Raw genomic sequence first — 20,091 nt, 5'->3', positions numbered from 1 at the left:
TTTAAGATTTTTGGAGCATGTGATGATTCACAGCAAATTGATTAAGGCGCTTTCTCTAGGCGCAGTATTGATAACCTCAAGTTTAGTGAAAGCAGAGCCATTGGCGCTCAATCAGGTGATTGATTATGCATTGACTCACGAGCCTTGGTTACAAGCAAATAAATACCAGCAACAGGCGATAGAAGCGCAAAGCATTGCGGCCGGTACCTTGCCTGATCCAGTATTAACCGTTGGGCTAATGAATTTACCAACCAATGGCTTTACCTTTGATCAAGAGGGTATGACGCAATTCAAAGTAGGCTTGTCACAACAATTTAGCCGAGGTGATAGTCTTGCCTTACAGCAACAAGCTTTAAAACAATCGGCTGAGCAATATCCTTGGCTAAGAGCTGACCGCCAAGCACAGGTTAAAGCTATTGTTACCGAAGCTTGGCTAAATGCCTATCGTGCACAAAAAAGTATTCAACTGATCAACCAAGATAAAGCATTATTTAATCAACTTATTGATATTACAGAGGCAAGCTATGCCAATACACTTGGTGCGACTCGCCAGCAGGATATTATTCGCGCTCAGTTAGAGCTGACTCGTATTGAAGATAAGCTGGTGATGTTAGAGCAACAGTTTGATAGTGCCAAAAAGCGACTAGCTCAATGGCTACCTATTGAAATGCTAAACGGTGCCGTGAGCGATGAAAATACCAAGGTGGCTGCACTAATGTCTTATCAAGAGCTTGCACCATCGGGGGTGACTGAAGTGCTGATGAGCCACCCGGCAATTATCGCCATTGATCATGCAATGCGTGCTAAAAACACTCAAGTGCAAGTGGCGAAAGAAGCGTATAAACCGCAATTTGGTATGAACCTAGGCTATGGCTATCGTGATGATACCCCTATGGGGGACTCTCGAGCTGATTTACTCTCTATTGGGGTGAGTGTTGATTTACCGCTGTTTACTGATAACCGTCAAGACCAACAAGTTAACGCGGCAATAGCTAATGCCGAGGCGGTAAAGACCAACAAACTTATTACTCTACAAAAACTGCAAGGTCAGTATTTTAAAGAGCTTAGCCAATTAAGCCGACTTGCTCAGCGCAAAGCGCTGTATCAACAGCAGCTATTACCGCAAATGGCAGAGCAAGCGGAGGCGACGTTAAATGCTTACACCAATGATGATGGTGACTTTTCAGAAGTGATGCGCGCACGCATCAGCGAACTTAACGCAAAAATTGATGCGTTGAATATCGAAATAGACAAACAAATAACCCTCGCTCGCCTTAACTATTACGCAGCAGCAAAAGATAACCAAATAAATGCAGCACAAAGCCAAGGAGCTAGCAATGAATAATACAGTGAAATTAGTTATCGCCTTGGCGGTAGGTGCGGCATTGGCAACAGCTGTAAATAAACTAGCTGAGCCAGATCATGGAGCTATGCCAAGCGCTGAGAAAAAGCCGCTATATTGGGTGGCGCCTATGGACAGTAATTACCGCCGTGATGAACCGGGTTTATCACCAATGGGTATGGAATTAGTCCCCGTTTATGAGGAGCAAAGTAGCGCTGAAGACAGCCCAGGTACAGTGAGAATCTCACCAGCAGTCGTTAATAACTTAGGGGTAAGAACAGCGCCCGTACGCTTTAAATCATTACAAACGACGGTTGATACGGTTGGTTATGTGCAATACGACCAAGACCAACTCGTGCATATTCACCCTCGTGTCGAAGGTTGGATAGAAACCTTATATGTAAAAGCTGCAGGTGACCAAGTTAAGCAAGGCGAGCCACTTTATACCTTGTATTCTCCACAGCTAGTGAATGCACAAGAAGAGTTACTGCTTGCCCTTAAACGTAACAATGCAGTGCTTATACGTGCGGCAAAAGCACGCTTAGCCTCACTGAATGTTTCTGACGATTTTATTGCCCGATTAGAGCAAAGCCACAAGGTCAGACAAAACATTACCTTTTATGCCAAGCAAAGTGGTGTATTGGATGAGCTAAATATCCGCGAAGGCTTCTTTGTGAAACCGGGCACAACCATGATGAGTATTGCCCACCTAGAAGAAGTGTGGGTTGAGGCTGAAGTTTTTGAGCGTCAAGCAGGGCTTATTCATAAAGGCTTGCCAGTGACTATGAACCTAGATTACTTACCGGGTAAGCGCTGGCAAGGCAAGGTCGATTATATTTACCCAACCCTTGATGAGAAAAACCGTACCCTGCGCGTCCGCTTACGTTTTGCCAACCAAGATGGCTTATTAAAACCGAATATGTTTGCTGAAGTGAGCATAACTACTAAGCCAACTGAGCCGCAATTAGTGATAGCCAAAGAAGCGGTGATCCGCACAGGTAGCCAAGACCGTGTTGTCATTGATTTAGGTGAAGGTCGCTTTAAATCAGTGGCTGTGACGCTAGGCCGTAGTGATAATCATGATGTCGAAATTTTATCAGGCTTATTGAAAGACGATAACGTAGTGGTTTCAGCGCAGTTCTTAATAGATTCCGAATCAAGTAAGAGTTCTGACTTTATGCGTATGCAAGAACCGGATAGCGAGAGCGCAATGGTGAATGGCGTGATCAACAGCATTGACCGCGAAGCTCGCACTGCTGTGATCAGTCGTGAGGCTATCCCTAAGTGGGGACGCGAGGCTGCAACTATGGAATTTCATTTTTCGCCGCGCATCGATATGTCTAGTTTGCAAAGCGATGATGAAGTGCATTTTACCTTTAAATTGGTAGACGGCGAGTTTGTGATTTTTGACATCATGACCATGAGCCACCCTATGCAAGGAGAAATGCAATGATAGCTGCCGTGATCCGTTGGTCAGTCGGTAATCGCTTCTTTGTATTACTGCTGTCTTTAATGTTGGCAGGCTTTGGGGTTTTTTCTTTAAAGAATACCCCAGTTGATGCCTTGCCTGACTTATCTGATGTACAAGTTATTGTAAAAACATCTTATCCAGGACAAGCGCCTCAAGTGGTGCAAGACCAAGTAACGTTTCCTATCACCACAGCCATGCTGTCGGTGCCGGGAGCTGAAACGGTAAGGGGCTTTTCGTTTTTTGGTGACTCTTATGTATACGTTATTTTTAACGAAGACACCGACCTTTATTGGGCCCGTAGTCGGGTGCAAGAGTATTTGAGTCAAGTAAGTGCTCGCTTACCAGATTCAGCAAGGCCTGAACTTGGCCCTGATGCAACAGGGGTGGGTTGGATTTACTTGTATGCGCTGGTGGATAAAACCGGTAAGCACGATATTAGCCAGCTACGAAGCCTGCAAGATTGGTTTTTAAAGTTTGAGCTGCAAACTGTGCCGGGCGTATCAGAAGTAGCGTCTGTTGGCGGTATGGTTAAGCAGTATCAGGTGAATGTCGACCCCGATAAATTGCGTGCTTATGGTATTCCGCTAAGTTTAATTCAAACAGCAATTAAACAAGGTAACCAAGAGCGTGGCGCTTCAGTGGTCGAAATGGCTGAAGCCGAATACATGGTATCGAGCACAGGTTATATTAAAAGTGTCGCAGATTTAGAAGCCATTCCGCTGGGTACTAATGCCAATGGCACGCCACTGCAATTACGCGATGTGGCCGATATAAAACTTGGGCCGCAAATGCGCCGTGGTATTGCCGAACTAAACGGCGAGGGTGAAGTAACCGGTGGGGTGGTAGTGATGCGCTTTGGAGAAAACGCCGAAGCAACCATCAAACTAGTAAAAGAAAAACTAGAGTCGCTCAAAAAAGGCCTGCCAGAGGGGGTTGAAATCATCCCTGTGTACGACCGTTCAAACCTTATTACCCAAGCGCTTGATAACTTAAGCTCAAAGTTAATTGAAGAATTAATTGTCGTGGCCTTAGTGTGTGTAGTGTTTTTATTCCATATACGCTCATCGATCGTAGCCATTATCACGTTGCCAATGGGTATTTTAACGGCTTTTGTGGTTATGTATTGGCAAGGTATAAACGCTAATATCATGTCGCTTGGCGGGATAGCGATTGCCATTGGTGCAATGACAGACGGTGCTATCGTGATGATAGAAAATATGCATAAGCATATGGAGAAAACCCCACTGACCGATGAAAACCGCTGGCAAGTGGTGATGGACTCAGCCGCAGAAGTCGGGCCCGCGTTATTCTTTAGTTTATTGATCATCACTGTTAGCTTTATGCCGGTGTTTATTCTTGAAGCACAAGAAGGACGAATGTTCTCGCCACTGGCTTATACAAAAACCTATGCGATGGCAGCTTCGGCTGGTTTAGCGATTACATTGGTGCCGGTATTAATGGGCTACTTTATTCGCGGTAAGGTTATTTCGGAGCAGAAAAACCCTGTAAACCGCTAATTGGTGGCAGCCTATAAACCCTTGTTAAATGCGGTATTAAAAGCGCCGAAAACAACACTGGTACTGGCATTAGTGTTGGCTGCTATTGGCTTTTACCCGGTTAATAAAATTGGTAGTGAGTTTATTCCTCCTCTTGATGAGGGCGACTTAATGTATATGCCAACTACTTACCCAGGTATTTCAATTGGTAAGGCCCGTGAAATCTTACAGCAGACCGATAAGCTAATTGCCAGTGTGCCAGAGGTCGAATCGGTATTTGGTAAGGTTGGCCGTGCAGACACTGCAACAGATCCTGCGCCGCTCACCATGATCGAAACCTTTATTCAGTTAAAGCCAAAGTCACAGTGGCGCGAGGGCATGACAACCGAGAAACTGAAAAAAGAGCTCGATAATCTGGTTAAGTTCCCAGGGCTTACCAATGCGTGGGTTATGCCAATCAAAACCCGAATCGACATGCTTGCCACTGGTATTAAAACGCCTGTGGGGATCAAAGTTGCAGGGCCAAAGCTAAGTGAAATTCAAAAAATCGGTGAGCAAATTGAAGTCATATTAAAAGACTTACCGGGTACGGCTTCGGTTTATTCTGAGCGCGTTGCCGGCGGTCGCTACATCAAAGTTGATATCAACCGTGAAAAAGCAGCACGGTACGGTTTAAACATTGCTGATGTGCAACAGGTTGTTGCTACTGCTATCGGTGGTATGAATGTGACCGAAACTGTTGAAGGGCAAGAGCGTTACCCGGTTAACTTACGTTATCCACAAGATTATCGCGACTCGCCAGAAGAGCTTAAGTTGTTACCGATAGTAACACCAAACGGACAGCGTATCGCATTGGCCGATGTAGCTCATGTCTTCATCGAAGATGGCCCGCCGGGTATAAAAAGTGAAAATGCTCGTATTAATGGCTGGAGCTTAATCGACATTGAAGGCAGTGATATCGGCAGTTATGTTGAGCGTGCGCAACAAGCGCTGCATGAGCAACTCGAGCTACCAGCTGGTTACTCAATTACTTGGGCGGGGCAATATGAATATATGGAGCGCGCAAAAGCTAAACTCAGTTACGTATTGCCATTAACCTTGGCAATTATTGTGGTGCTGTTATACCTCAATTTTAGAAGCTTTATTGAGGTGGCAATGATCATGCTGACCTTACCGCTTGCTATGATAGGCGGTATTTGGCTGATGTACCTTGAAGGCTTCAACTTCTCGGTTGCTGTTGGGGTTGGTTTTATTGCCCTAGCTGGGGTTGCCGTAGAAATTGGCGTGATCATGCTGGTTTATCTCAACCAAGCTTATCGAGATGCTAAAGCGCAATCAGCACAGTTCACGGTTACAGAGCTGCGCCAAGCAATCATCAATGGTGCAGGCCTTCGGGTTAGACCAGTGATGATGACAGTTGCCACTATTATCATAGGGTTACTGCCAGTGCTTTATGGCACTGGAACGGGCAGTGAGGTGATGAGCCGAATAGCCGCGCCTATGGTCGGTGGGATGCTCAGCGCCATAGTTTTAACGCTACTTGTGTTACCTGCGCTTTATTTTCTATGGCGTAAACGTTACCTATAAATTTTACAGTCAGTGTGTAACTTGTACGCTTTAACTTGCTGCAAGTTACACACTTTATTTTTAAGATATTGAAAATTAATGAGTTTATTTCTGGTGTGATTTATGCAAAGTCATATTAAATTGATTTTGATAAGGAATGCACATGCAAGTTAAAACAATACAACAAGTTTATGATTGGACCGTGTTATTTCATACTCAAATGGCAGCTAACTTCCACAGTGTTAAAGACTTACTGGACGAGCATAATCAAATGCTGGTGGATTATTACCTGCAATATGAGAAGAAACTGGCAGAAGATCTCGTTGGCTTTAAAGCTATTACAGAAATAAACACGCTTGATACCTATTGCTATGAGTATTTTGCTGAAAACCCAGAGCTAATTACTTTTAACGATATCAGCACAGATCAGCAAATTGATGAAAAGGCGATTCAGGTTTACTTAACCACGCAACACCAAAAAGTAATCGACTTATACGAGTACTTGGTATCGCGAGCTGATACAGAGCAAAGTAAAGAAAAGCTCGAACGTTTACTTGAGCTTGAACATCAAGGCCTTAAGCAAATGATGCAAAGCTCAAACCGCCATATGGATATGTAGTATACCCAAACCACCTCAAGATGCAGAATTCAGCGTTTCACAGGTGCTTAATATCAAGGCGTTACTTTGTAAGAATGGCAGTCCCTTTTAAGAAGTAACAACGATGAGAGTAAGTGCCTGTGAAGCGCCCAACGGGTTGGTTTAAAAGCGATTTATACTGCGTTATTGATCTTAACAATAGAACCACTATTACTTGCAATCAATGCCTTGCCTAAATCGCTTTTAATTCCAACTGAAACTCACATCTTGAGGTGGTTTGGGTATATATTAATCAGCTTAATGAAAATCGAGTAAGAAGCCGACTTTTTTAAGGTATTTTTGCTCTTGCTGTAAGTCAGCTAAAAGCAAGGTATGTTCTTTAAGCCACTTGTTGTGAAACTTTAAGAACATACTATTTTGCTTGGCTGTTACCTCAAGTTTAAAACCTTGATCGGTAATACGCTTTTGATTCAGTAGTACCGCTAAGCGCAAAATCACAATAAGTTGCAATATTTCATAATGCTGCATGGTATGCAGTGCCGGAAACTCTTCTAAACGAATTTTTTTACGATAAAAACGGATCATGCAACTAAGCAAGGTTTGTTGTTGCTGCGTAAAGCCAGGCAATTGGCTATTCGCAACGATATACGCACTGTGCTTATGTATCCCTGATGAATTAACCCCTAAGCCAATTTCATGCAGCTGCGCGGCCCAATCCAGCAAGTTGATGTAGTCAGGATCGGTAAGTTGCCATGCCTCTTCTACTTGTTCAAACAGCCACTTTGCAGTTGTCGAGACGCGGTTAGCATGCTCTTTATCTATGGCATTACGCTCAGATAGGTTCGCTATGGTATTAGTGCGAATATCCTTATGGGCGAGCTTTTGCTGCATTTCATGTAGCAGGCCTTCACGAAGTGAAAAGTCGCTGTATTGCAACGCTTCGATTTTAAACAGCCTAAATACCGCAATTAAAATAGCTAAACCACCACAAATACTCACTTGCCGCTCAGGTGTAAGACCTTCAATTTGTAGCGCTTTTATTTGTTTAGCAGCAATAAACTGAGTTTTTAGCTCTAATAATCGCTCTAAAGTAATTAGCTCTTGCTCTGCATCGTTAGCATTGATCATTGCAAGGATAGATTTAATAGTGCCTGATGTTCCCACCACAGATTGCCAGCCAGCCGATAAGTAGTTGGCGAAAATCACTTCGAGTTCTTGCTCTGCACGAACTTCAGCTTTGGCAAAGCGCTTAGCAGTGATTTGTCCATCTGCAAAAAACTGCTTGGTGTAACTAACACAGCCCATATTGCGGCTAGTAAGTAATTTATGTTTAAAGTGTTTGCCAATGATGAGTTCGGTACTGCCGCCGCCGATATCAATGACTAAGCGGTTTTCATCGTGATGAATGTAATGGGCAACACCTTGGTAAATTAAGCGCGCTTCCTCTTGCCCCGATATTACTTCAATTGGGTAAGGAAACACTTTACTTGCTTGGGTTAAGAACGAATGAATATTTTTAGCGCGGCGTAATGTGTAAGTTGCCGCCACTTTGACATTCTCAAGGGGGAAGTCCTGCAAGGTAGTAGCAAACTGCTTAAGAATCGCCAGCGCGCGTTCGATTGCTTCTTGGCTTAAATGATTTTTATCATCTAAACCGTCAGCTAAGTAAACGCGCTGTTTTTCTTTGTGTAAGATTTGCAAAGAGCCATCGACCTCTCTTGCCACCACTAAATGAAAACTATTTGAGCCTAAATCAACGGCAGCAATTGAGGGATAATCATTCATTATTATAGTTACTTTCCCATTTCTTAAGGTGGTCATAAATGGCAATTTGCGAGCGAATTTTCTTACGATTGCCGCGGCGCACATAGCTGTTTTTTTGTTCGCTATCGATTATGCGTGCTTTTGTTCTATCTTTAAACTGTAGCTCAAGAATATCAATAATAAGCTGTTTTAATTTTTCATCATAAATCGGTGCGGCTACTTCAACACGGTGATCAAGATTTCGGGTCATCCAGTCTGCCGATGAAATATACACTTTTTCGTCGCCATTATTATGAAACACCATCACCCGAGGGTGCTCTAAAAAGCGGTCAACAATGCTAATAATGCGAATATTTTCGTTAACGGCAGAGGGCACTAACGAACACATGCCACGCACAATAATACGAATTTTCACACCGCGTCTTGCGGCAAAGTAGAGGTGATCAACCAGCTCTTTATCAACAAGGTTGTTTATTTTGAGCGTAATTCTACCAGCCTTACCATGTTCTACATTTGTTATTTCAGCATCAATTAGCGACATAATAGTTTGTCGTGCGTTGACTGGCGAAATCATCAAATGATCAAATTGAAATGGTTTATAGCTGCTTTCGATAAACTTAAACACACTATCGCACTCTTCACTAATGCCCTCAAACTTGGTGAATAAGCTAAAGTCAGTGTAGATTTTGGCGGTTTTTTCGTGGAAGTTACCCGTGCCTATATGGGCATATTTCACTATGTTGTTCTTTTCTTTACGGTGAATAACGCATAACTTACTGTGAACTTTCAACGCAGGAATACCAAAGATCACTTTAACACCGGCATTGCTTAGGGTTTTTGCCCATTCAATATTGTTTTGTTCATCAAAGCGCGCTTTCAGCTCAACCATAACTGTTACGTGTTTGCCATTTTTTGCTGCATTAATAAGCGTAGAGACAAGTCGAGACTGACTCGCAACGCGATAAATATTGACCTTAATTTGGGTTACATCTGGGTCAAATGCTGCTTGGCGTACAAATTCAAGTAAATGGTTAAAGGTGTGATAAGGGTAATACAGTAAAATATCTTGTTCTGAAATGGCATCAAACACACTTGAGTGATTGTTAAAAGCCGTACTTTGTAATACAGGCAGTGGTTTGTTTTCTAAATACTGACGGCCAACATTCGGAAACGCAATGAAATCGCGGAAATTACGGTAACGACCGCCGGGGATCAACGCATCATGTTGGCTTATATTAAGGCGCTTTTTCATCACTTTAAGCATTTCAGCAGGCATGCTCTCGTCATAAACAAGGCGCACAGGCTCTGCAGAAATACGTTGTTTTAGACCTTTTGACATTTTATCGAGCAAGCCTTCTTCAAGCTCGTCATCTAAGTTGTATTCGGCATCACGGGTCAATTTGATGGCATAACATTGAATATCATCAAAGCTAAAAAAGCTGCTAAACACATCGCGAATAAAGTAGGCGATAATGTCATCAAGCATCACAATGGTTTTGTGACGGCGCGTTTTCTCTGGTGGTAAAATAACAAAACGAGATACGCGGTCGGTTGGTACTTCCATCATGGCATAATGACTTTTTTGGTTGGTCATCTCGACAAACAAATAGGTCATGGTGTCGTTGATTTGATCTGAGTAGTCTTTCTTTTCAGAGAGTAAAATCGGCAATATGTGTTGCAGCACATTGTCGTGGAAGAATTTTTTCAGCCAACTCAAGTGAAATTCAGATAGCTCCTCAGGTAACTCAACGTGAATATTGTGCTCGTTTAAGTCATTTAAAATGTCTTTATGAATTTGGTTAAACTTTTTACCAAGCTGTAGCACTTTGCTTTGGATCTGATGAAGTAATATTTCGTCTTCTTCAAAGTTCGCATCAGGAATTTTATTAAGTAATATGCGGCGTTTTACATCAGCAACACGGACACGGAAAAACTCATCCATGTTGTTTGAGTAAATACCTAAAAAGCGCATGCGCTCAATAATCGGGTTAGATTTATCTTTAGCTTCTTGCAGCACGCGTTCATTAAAAGACAGCCAACTTAGCTCTTTGGCAAAGTAATTAACGGCTTGAGAAGAAGAATGTGATGCGTTCATCTGGTTTTCCAACGTTTATAGCTAGTTAGAATATAGAGGATGCAGATGACGTTTATATGACGTATTTATCACTTTTATGACATACATGTCAGTTATGTGACATGTATGTCATTAATTTTAAAGCTTAGTTTAAGTTTAAATATCCCTATAAACTTGCTTGTTATGCGTCCTCAATATCAACAATTAAGTCTGTGGTAATAGACTCGAGTGCCGTGATTACTTCGTCCTTGTTCATGCCTATTGGCAAAGCGACGGTGGCAACAGCACTAAAAATTGGCACACCCCAGTTAGGTGCACTTTGTTGTTTTGAATTTAGGTGAGTGATATTCGCCCCTTTGTGACGAATAACGCTGGCAAGCTCTTGCACAATGCCAGGTCTGTCGTTGCCAGTAATGACAAAATTGATTTGTTCAGATTTTTCTTCTGAAAGTGTTTCGGCGCCGCGTTCAATTCTGATTTCTAAATACGGCAAACTATGCAATGCGTCTTGCAGCTCTTGCAGGTGCTCTTCAGGCACTGCTGCCTCAATGATCCCTGCAAAGTGACCTGCAAGGTGGCTCAAATTACTGCTTAACCAGTTACCATGATGGTTTAAAATTGTGGCTGAAAGGTCTTCAACTAGGCCGGGTTTATCTGGCCCCAAAATAGTAATTACTAACTGCTTCATACTTATATCTCTATAAAAATGCCTCTGAAAAATGCAATAAAAGGAAGGAGGCGTTGGTTAAAAATGATTCTTATTGTCGAAAAAAATAAGTCATCTTGAGTATTGATGCAGTTTTATTGTTTGTCCAATTTTTTCCATATAGTTATAAAAAATTAGTTATAACAGTTTGTTAGCTTGTCAATTTGGTCGTTATAAATACGCAGAGCAATGTCGCAATTTGGTCATTTTTTAACTTTAAAATACGTCCCTGAAATACTCGCTTTATTACACTGAATTATGACGTTTGTAACATTACTGTCATCTTGGTGAAATATAATGCGCGCAACGTTAAGATTTAAGGGTGTTTTGATGACTTCCAATCCGAATAAACCTACCTTTCATACGGATAGAAGCCGTCTATTTAAAGACAGGTTTGCCAAGTGGGGTATTTCCGCAGGTGGCGTAATGGTGCTAGTGGCACTGCTACTTATATTCTTTTACCTTCTTTATGTTGTTCAACCTATTTTTGAGTCAGCAAAAGTAGATACACGTAACAGTGTAAAACTACAAAATGCGTCAGAAGTTGTGGGTCTTGGCATTGAAGAACAAACAGAAATTGCCTTTTTACTTGGTGAAAAAGGTAATGTGGACTTTTACAATGTTGAAAAAGAGCAATTTGGTAAAAAGATCACCACTCTTAATACAGAATTACCAAGCGATGTAAGCAGCTTCGCAAGCTCTGCACCGTTTCAGGGGCAATACGCATACGGCCTAGAAAATGGCTCTGTGGTTGTGGTTGCGCCAAAATTCCTAGTGACATTCCCGAACAATCAACGCCAATTAACACCACGTTTAGATTACCCGCTGGGGGATATGGCGCTTGAAGTTGATGAGCAAGGTGCGGCAATCACTAAATTTGCATTTAGCCACTACGAAGATAAAACAGCTGTTGTTGCTTTAACGGCTGACAAGCGCGTTATATTCAGTAGCTTTGTGGGTGAAGAAAACATGTTCACCGGCGAAGTAGAGTGGGTTGTTGAGCGTACTGAGCTTGATATCGAAGGTCGTGTTGATGAGCTATTAATCTCACCAGATACAACACGTACATTTGTGCGTTCAGCAAATCAAATCTACGTATATGATACCCGTTACCCTTCTGAAGTTGAGCAAATCCAACTGCTTGCAGCTAACGAAGAAAACGCGAACCTAGTTTCAACTCAGCTATTAGCGGGTGCCAACTCACTGATGCTTGCTAACGATAATGGCGAAGTTTCACAGTGGTTTGAAGTAAACACTGAAAATGGCCGTGAGTTCCAAAAGATCCGTGCTTTTGAAACCAGCAAGCAATCGAAACTAAACATTTTCACCGAGTTCTACCGTCGTACCTTCTTCACAGCAGGAGCTAACGGTGAGCTAGGTATTTATTACACAACTAGCGATGCCAAACTGTGGCAAGGTAAAGTAAGCGAAGGTCCAATTCAAAACTTTGCAATAGCGCCACGTTCAAATGCGGCACTTATTCTTGCTGATGACGCGCTAAAAGTAATTGAAATTCATAACGAGCACCCAGAAGTAACTTGGTCTGCCTTGTGGCAAGAAGTATGGTACGAAGGTTACCCAGAGCCGGGCTACATTTGGCAGTCAACGTCTGCAAGTGATGACTTTGAATCTAAGTTCTCATTAGTGCCAATTTCATTCGGTACAATTAAAGCGGCAATGTACGCAATGTTATTTGCGGTACCAATTGCGCTTTCAGCGGCAATTTACACGGCGTACTTTATGTCGAGTGAATTACGTAAAGTGGTTAAGCCGACTGTAGAAATCATGGAAGCATTACCAACAGTAATCTTAGGTTTCTTAGCAGGTCTTTGGTTAGCACCATTAATTGAAGAACATTTACCAGCGATTGTCGGATTATTAGTATTGCTGCCAATTGGTATCTTATTAACCGCATTTGGCTGGAACAAGCTACCGGCGTCAATTCGTCACCGTATTCCTGAAGGTTCGCATTCAATTTTACTTATTCCAGTGGTTATTTTCATCGGCTGGTTATCGTTTGCGATGAGTAACTCAATTGAGCTTTGGATGTTTGACGGCAATGTGCGTCAGTACTTAACCAATGAACTGGGTATGACGTTTGACCAACGTAACTCACTAGTTGTTGGTATTGCGATGGGCTTTGCTGTTATCCCGACTATCTTCTCAATTGCTGAAGATGCGGTATTCAGTGTTCCTAAGCACTTATCAAACGGTTCATTAGCACTAGGTGCAACGCAATGGCAAACATTGGTTCGCGTAGTATTACTAACAGCAAGCCCAGGTATCTTCTCAGCAGTAATGATGGGTCTAGGCCGTGCTGTAGGTGAAACAATGATTGTACTAATGGCAACAGGTAATACACCTATTATGGACTGGAGTATCTTCCAGGGTATGAGAACACTTGCAGCGAATATCGCGGTAGAAATGCCTGAGTCTGAGGTAGGTAGCTCGCATTATCGCATTCTATTCTTAGCAGCATTTGTATTATTCATATTCACATTCATTTTCAACACAGTGGCTGAGTTTGTTCGACAGCAACTGCGTGATAAATACAGTTCAATGTAGGTGGAGAGACACGACATGGTAAAGCAGTGGTTTAAGTCTGGTTCTCCTTGGATTTGGATGACCGGCGGTGCGGTAAGCATCAGTTTAATCTCGGTTCTTGGCTTACTAGCCATGATTGCTTGGAAAGGTTTAAGCTTTTTCTGGCCATCAGAAGTAGTGCAACTTGAGCTGCAAGGCTCAGTTGCTAAACAAACAGTGATCGGTGAAGTTTATGACCGTGAGCTAGTTGCAAAATCACGTATTGAGGCGACGGGCGTTGATTTATCTCATTACGATAAAGAGCAACTAGAGCGTTTATTGATTAAAACAGGTAACCGTGAGTACGTAGCTCTAGATTTCCGTTGGGTACTAGAGACAGACATCACATCGCGTACTGCGCCAGCTGAGCTTGCTGTATTCGAGCGTAGTAAAAACGGTAACTTCTACGGTTATGTAGAACAGGTTATTAAAGACGGTGAAGTTATCACTGATAACAAAATCGACGTGCTTTATGATCTTGTTGACCGTGCTGTTGACCTGAATGACCAAGCGTTAGACTTACAAAATGGTGATATTGGTCATATTAACTATGAGCTTGAACGTTTACGCTTAAGAGAAAAAGCATACCAGCTTGATAACGAACTAACCGATGAGCGTGTTGCTGAGCTTGCACAAGCGCGTGCTGAGCTACGTGCAGAGTACACAGTGTTAGAAAAGCAGTTATTTGCGCTTCGTAAACAAGCAAAGCGTGACCAAGTAACTGTAAGAGACATGCGTGGTGAAGTGGTTACTTTACCTCTGTATCAAGTTCTTGATGTGTGGTTCCCTAATGACATGGGCTTCTTTGCTAAGCTTGGTCACTACTTTGTACAGCTTGGTAAGTTTGTAGCAGATGACCCACGTGAAGCAAACACTGAAGGCGGTGTATTCCCAGCGATTTTCGGTACCGTGTTCATGGTATTACTAATGGCAGTGATTGTGACGCCGTTTGGTGTGGTTGCAGCGATTTACTTACATGAATACGCGGCAAAAAATGCCGTGACTAAGATGATCCGTATCGCGGTAATCAACCTTGCGGGTGTACCATCGATTGTATACGGTGTATTTGGTCTAGGTTTCTTTGTATACATGCTAGGTGGCAGCATTGACCAATTGTTCTACCCAGAGTCATCGCCAAGCCCAGTATTTGGTACGCCTGGTGTGATTTGGTCTGCATTAACGCTAGCAATTTTAACGCTGCCTGTTGTTATTGTTTCGACTGAAGAAGGTTTATCACGTATTCCAAGTACGGTTCGTCATGGTTCATTAGCACTTGGCGCAACAAAAGCAGAAACGCTATGGCGTATCATCATTCCGATGGCAAGCCCAGCGATTATGACAGGTTTAATCTTAGCGGTTGCACGTGCAGCCGGTGAAGTAGCACCACTAATGCTTGTTGGTGTTGTTAAGATGGCGCCAACACTGCCACTTGACGGTAACTTCCCATACATACATTTAGATAGAAAATTTATGCACTTAGGTTTCCACATTTACGATGTTGGTTTCCAAAGCCCTAACGTAGAAGCGGCACGTCCGCTGGTATATGCCACGGCATTCTTACTGGTATCAGTAATTATCGCCCTGAATATCACCGCGATTGGTATTCGTAACCACTTACGCGAAAAGTTTAGAGCTCTTGAGCATTAATACAGAATTTTTATAGGTAGACAGAGATGATTACAGTTGCACCACAAGTAAACCAAGCGAAAAGCGCGGCAAAGCTAGATTTAGATAACCTAACTGCAGAACAAACAGCGTTAGAGATTAAAGACTTAGATCTATACTACGGTGATAAACAAGCGCTTAGCGGCGTAAATATGAACATCCCAAAAGGTCAGGTAACAGCATTTATCGGTCCATCGGGTTGTGGTAAATCAACACTTTTACGTTGTATCAACCGTATGAACGACCTTGTTGATAGCTGTCGTATCGATGGTGAGATCTTACTACATGGTCACAATATCTATGATAAGAATGTAGATGTTGCTGCACTACGAAGAAATGTCGGGATGGTATTCCAACGTCCTAATCCATTTCCAAAATCAATCTACGAAAATGTCGTTTATGGCCTACGCTTACAAGGTATTAAAGAAAAGCGTAAACTAGACGAAGTGGTTGAACAATCTTTACGTGGCGCGGCATTATGGGATGAAGTTAAAGACCGTTTACACGATAGTGCATTTGGCCTATCGGGTGGTCAGCAACAGCGTCTTGTTATTGCTCGCTCAATTGCTATCGAGCCTGAAGTACTACTTCTGGATGAGCCTACATCGGCACTAGATCCAATTTCTACTTTAGTTATCGAAGAGCTAATTAACGACTTAAAGAATAAGTTTACCGTGGTAATTGTTACTCACAACATGCAACAGGCTGCTCGTGTATCAGACCAAACTGCGTTTATGTACATGGGTGAGTTGATTGAGTATTCAGATACCAATACGTTATTTACAACACCAAGCAAGAAGAAAACAGAAGACTACATTACAGGCCGCTACGGTTAGTTAATAAAGTCACTTGGTACCGTAAACGAAATTTATAGAGGTAGACAATGGAACATAATATCAATAAACACATTTCGGGCCGCTTTAATGAAGAGCTTGAAAATGTGCGTAACCATGTATTAAACATGGGTGGTTTAGTTGAGCAACAACTAAACAGTGCACTGGATGCTGTTAGTAATGGTGATGCCGATCTTGCACAAAAAGTTCGTGAAAACGACTACAAAGTAAATGCAATGGAAGTGAACATCGACGAAGAATGTACACGCATTATCGCTCGTCGTCAGCCGGCAGCGAGTGACTTACGTCTTGTAATTGCCATTGCAAAAACAATTGCCGATTTAGAGCGTATTGGTGATGAAGCTGAGCGTATTGCTAAAGTTGCGCTGGACTCATTCACAAAAGATCAGCAAGACCTACTGGTGAACATTGAAAACATGGGTCGCCAAGTATCGAAAATGCTTCATGATGTACTTGATGCATTTGCACGTATGGATGTGCAATGTGCGTTTGAAGTACATAAAGAAGACGCCAAAGTTGACCGCGAATACGAAGCAATTACCCGTCAAATCATGACATATATGATGGAAGATCCACGCTCAATCCCGAAAATTATGGATTTAGTGTGGTCAGTTCGTTCATTAGAGCGTATTGGCGACCGTTGCCAGAATATTGCTGAATACATCATCTATTTTGTTAACGGTAAAGATATTCGTCATACATCTCAAGCAGATATAGAAAAGTCGCTGTAATTAAGCCGCTACTTTTCATTATTAAATCGAGCGGCCTTAGGGCCGCTTTGTGTTTTATTGCTGATGTAAGGCAGAAAAAGCGTTCACAATCGAACACAATGCTGTAAAATTCGCAGCTGCCAAAGCATACTAATTTATAAAGGGTCAGTTATGCCTACAAATGCATTTTTAGGGGTTTTTGCTAAATCACCTATTAAGCCTATGGAAGATCACATTAAGAAAGTACATCAAGCAAGTAAAGCATTGATCCCTTTCTTTAATCACGTGTTTAAAGAAGAATGGCAAGAAGCGGAAGAAATCCGTCTAAACATTCGTAATTTAGAGCGTGAAGCTGATGAAATGAAACGTAACATCCGCCTTCAACTACCTCGTGGCTTATTTATGCCAGTTGAGCGTACCGATTTGCTAGAGCTTGTTACTCAACAAGACAAAATTGCTAACAAAGCAAAAGATATTGCAGGTCGTGTAGTTGGTCGTGAGATGATCATACCTACCGAAATCCAAACAGATTTCCTTGCTTATGTAACTCGTTGTGTTGATGCGACTAAACAAGCGTCAAAAGCAATCAATGAGCTAGATGAGCTTCTTGAAACGGGCTTCAAAGGTCGCGAAGTGACTTTAGTTGAAAAAATGCTCGTTGAATTGGACGCCATTGAACAAGACACGGATGACATGCAGATCAAAATTCGCCGTCAATTGCGCGCCATCGAAAATGAACTTAACCCTGTTGACGTGATGTTCTTATACAAGATCATTGAGTGGGTAGGCGAACTTGCAGATATTGCAGAGCGCGTAGGTTCTCGTCTTGAGCTGATGTTAGCTCGTTAATTAAAAATCAGTTCAAACACGAAAAAAATTAAAGGTTCACACAATGGATATCATTGCAAATTACGGCACGTTATTGGTTTTAACTGCCGCCGCAGTCGGTTTCTTCATGGCTTATGGTATTGGTGCAAATGACGTTGCCAATGCGATGGGTACATCAGTAGGCTCAAAAGCACTTACAATTAAACAAGCAATCATCATCGCGATGGTGTTTGAATTCGCTGGCGCATACCTTGCCGGTGGTGAGGTTACATCTACAATCCGTAAAGGGATTATCGATGCCACGCCGTTTATGGACATACCTGAGTTAATGATACTAGGTATGATTGCCGCGTTATTCGCTGCTGGTAGCTGGTTATTAATTGCCTCTTTCTTAGGCTGGCCAGTATCTACGACTCACTCAATCATCGGTGCCATCATTGGTTTCGCATTAGTTGCAGTAGGTAGCGAAGCTATCCAATGGAACAAGGTAATGGGTATCGTAGGTAGCTGGATTGTTACCCCTGCTATCTCTGGTTTTATTGCTTACTTGATTTTCATGAGTGCGCAAAAGCTTATTTTTGACACTGAGACACCACTTAAAAATGCTAAGCGTTTCGTACCTATCTATATGGGTCTAGCGGGCTTCATCATGTCGCTTGTAACTATCAAGAAAGGCTTAAAGCACATTGGTATCAACTTAGGTGCTGTTGAAGGTTATGCCCTTTCTATCGCGATTGCTGTTGTAGTAGGTATCATCGGTAAGATTGCGATTGCTCGCCTTAAAATTGACCCTAAAGCTGACAAAGCAATGCAATTCAACAACGTTGAGAAAGTGTTCGCAGTACTAATGGTACTAACGGCGTGTTGTATGGCTTTCGCACACGGTTCAAACGACGTTGCTAACGCAATCGGTCCACTAGCTGCTGTTGTAAACATTGTTGAGCACAACGGTGAAATCGCTAAGAAAGCGGCTATCGCATGGTGGATCTTACCACTAGGTGGTTTAGGTATTGTTGCTGGTCTTGCTATTTTAGGTAAGAAAGTAATTAAAACAATCGGTGAAGGTATCACGCACTTAACACCAAGCCGTGGTTTTGCTGCTGAGCTTGCTGCTGCTTCTACAGTTGTTATCGCATCAGGTACTGGTTTACCTATTTCTACTACGCAAACACTTGTAGGTGCGGTTTTAGGTGTAGGTATGGCACGCGGTATTGCAGCACTTAACATGGGTGTTGTAAGAAACATTGTAGTTTCTTGGGTAATTACATTGCCAGTTGGCGCAGCCCTTGCTATTGTTATTTTCTATGTACTGAGAACTGCCTTCGGGGTATAAAAAGTACTAAAAGACTTTTAGCTTGAAAAGATCTCAATGCCTTAGGTATTGGGGTCTTTTTATTTGCAGGTAGAGAATGAATAACTTACCAAGTATTAAACAACTACAGTATTTATTAGCAGTCCACCAACATCAACACTTTGGCCGCGCAGCAAGCGCCTGTTTTATCGGTCAATCAACCTTAAGTAGTGCAATTCAAAACTTAGAAGAAACTTTAGGTTGCCAGCTTATAGAGCGTGAAAACCGCAGCTTAATGTTTACCGCAATTGGTGAAGAGGTTGTCGAAAAAGCACGTAAGATTATTGACGACACCCTTAGCCTTAAAGAGCTGACAAAAAGTTTTTTAACGCCTTTAAGTGGCACACTCACGCTTGGTGTGATCCCGACGATTGCCAGCTTTATTGCTGCGCCTTTATATCATTTCTGCAAACAGACCTTTACCGAGTTAGAGTTAGTTTTGGTTGAAGACACCAGTGACAAGCTACTCGATAAACTTGAGCATGGCCAAATTGATATGGCATTACTCGCTTTACCGTATGACACTGAAAAGTTTCATACCCAAGTACTTGCAAAAGATCAGTTCAGCCTAGTGCACCATAAAGATTACACACCAGCAGATGGCGTGGAAGACTTTAACCTATTACCAGATGCGAGTGTGTTCTTACTAGAGCGTGAGCACTGTATGACAGGCCACGCGTTAAGTGCCTGCCATTTGAATCGCTCAAGCTGTATTAACCCATTTGAAGCGGCAAGCTTACATACCTTATTAAGTATGGTTGAACATCAGCTTGGTGTTACCTTCTTACCGCAAATGGCTATCAATGCCGGTATTTTAGATAAAAAAGATATGGTTGCTACGCCATCACAAGGCGATGCATACCGAGATATTGGCATTGTGTGGCGTAAAACCACAGGCCGGATAAGAGACTTTAGGCTGTTTAGCCAGCAGCTAGAGCTGTTTCTTAATAAGCAGTGTAGCTTAGATGGTCAATGCGACGAGTAATAAAGAACCCCAAATAAAAAATATTTGGGGTTTTTTATTATTTAAGCAAACTATTTTTTTCCTTCCCTCGACTAACATAATAACAAAACCATTAAAGG

13 protein-coding genes and 1 pseudogene are annotated in these 20,091 nt (G+C 42.3%); 11 read left to right on the top strand and 3 right to left on the bottom strand.

Translation table 11 applies throughout. The features are described from left to right. The first annotated feature begins 22 nt into the window (after positions 1-22). From PASHI_RS18340 to PASHI_RS18325, 4 genes and pseudogenes are all read left to right on the top strand, one after another. Positions 23-1,345, top strand: coding sequence for a TolC family protein (locus PASHI_RS18340; RefSeq protein ID WP_062566621.1), 1,323 nt, complete (start codon positions 23-25; stop codon positions 1,343-1,345). After that, entirely contained in the window at positions 1,338-2,795 is a 1,458-nt protein-coding gene (locus PASHI_RS18335; protein ID WP_062566620.1) for an efflux RND transporter periplasmic adaptor subunit, read from the top strand. Before PASHI_RS18340 ends, PASHI_RS18335 begins: the two co-directional genes overlap by 8 nt. Next, positions 2,792-5,896: pseudogene (locus PASHI_RS18330) on the top strand (efflux RND transporter permease subunit). The gene PASHI_RS18335 and the pseudogene PASHI_RS18330 overlap by 4 nt, the downstream one beginning before the upstream one ends. A 142-nt stretch (positions 5,897-6,038) precedes the next feature. Continuing rightward, complete coding sequence (locus PASHI_RS18325; RefSeq protein ID WP_054563522.1) at positions 6,039-6,494, top strand: hypothetical protein; 456 nt, start codon at positions 6,039-6,041, stop codon at positions 6,492-6,494. Positions 6,495-6,770: 276 nt separating this feature from the next. Here PASHI_RS18325 and ppx read toward each other — a convergent pair whose 3' ends face one another. The 3 genes from ppx to PASHI_RS18310 all read right to left on the bottom strand — a co-directional run bounded on the left by ppx (position 6,771) and on the right by PASHI_RS18310 (position 10,999). Further along, on the bottom strand, positions 6,771-8,258 hold the full coding sequence (gene ppx, locus PASHI_RS18320) for an exopolyphosphatase (protein WP_062566619.1): 1,488 nt from the start codon (positions 8,256-8,258) through the stop codon (positions 6,771-6,773). Next, positions 8,251-10,332 carry a polyphosphate kinase 1 gene (ppk1, locus tag PASHI_RS18315; RefSeq protein ID WP_062566618.1) on the bottom strand — a complete coding sequence of 694 codons (2,082 nt, stop codon included), beginning with the start codon at positions 10,330-10,332 and terminating at the stop codon, positions 8,251-8,253. The genes ppx and ppk1 overlap by 8 nt, the downstream gene beginning before the upstream one ends. 160 nt (positions 10,333-10,492) lie before the next feature. Further along, positions 10,493-10,999 (bottom strand): glycine cleavage system transcriptional repressor, encoded by a 507-nt coding sequence (locus tag PASHI_RS18310; protein ID WP_054563525.1) that lies wholly within the window; start codon positions 10,997-10,999, stop codon positions 10,493-10,495. A gap of 348 nt (positions 11,000-11,347) precedes the next feature. Here PASHI_RS18310 and PASHI_RS18305 point away from each other — a divergent pair, with 348 nt between their 5' ends. From PASHI_RS18305 to PASHI_RS18275, 7 genes are all read left to right on the top strand, one after another. Beyond that, a complete protein-coding gene (locus PASHI_RS18305; RefSeq protein WP_062566617.1) occupies positions 11,348-13,582 on the top strand; it encodes an ABC transporter permease subunit in 2,235 nt (744 codons plus the stop codon). 15 nt (positions 13,583-13,597) lie between these two features. Then, complete coding sequence (pstA, locus tag PASHI_RS18300; protein WP_062566616.1) at positions 13,598-15,247, top strand: phosphate ABC transporter permease PstA; 1,650 nt, start codon at positions 13,598-13,600, stop codon at positions 15,245-15,247. A gap of 26 nt (positions 15,248-15,273) precedes the next feature. Next, entirely contained in the window at positions 15,274-16,101 is an 828-nt protein-coding gene (pstB, locus tag PASHI_RS18295) for a phosphate ABC transporter ATP-binding protein PstB (RefSeq protein ID WP_062566615.1), read from the top strand. Positions 16,102-16,148: 47 nt separating this feature from the next. Further along, positions 16,149-16,850: a phosphate signaling complex protein PhoU gene (gene phoU / locus PASHI_RS18290; RefSeq protein WP_054552476.1), complete on the top strand. Its 702-nt coding sequence runs from the start codon at positions 16,149-16,151 to the stop codon at positions 16,848-16,850. Between the two features lie 150 nt (positions 16,851-17,000). Continuing rightward, entirely contained in the window at positions 17,001-17,678 is a 678-nt protein-coding gene (locus PASHI_RS18285) for a TIGR00153 family protein (protein WP_054552477.1), read from the top strand. 43 nt (positions 17,679-17,721) lie between these two features. Next, complete coding sequence (locus PASHI_RS18280) at positions 17,722-18,990, top strand: inorganic phosphate transporter (protein WP_062566614.1); 1,269 nt, start codon at positions 17,722-17,724, stop codon at positions 18,988-18,990. 76 nt (positions 18,991-19,066) lie between these two features. After that, complete coding sequence (locus PASHI_RS18275) at positions 19,067-19,993, top strand: hydrogen peroxide-inducible genes activator (protein WP_054563531.1); 927 nt, start codon at positions 19,067-19,069, stop codon at positions 19,991-19,993. Positions 19,994-20,091: the final 98 nt, after the last annotated feature.

This window comes from Pseudoalteromonas shioyasakiensis, assembly GCF_001550135.1.
Taxonomy (GTDB): Bacteria; Pseudomonadota; Gammaproteobacteria; order Enterobacterales; family Alteromonadaceae; genus Pseudoalteromonas; species Pseudoalteromonas shioyasakiensis.
Note: the sequence above shows the minus strand (reverse complement) of the source record. Positions and strands in the feature narration are given on the sequence as shown.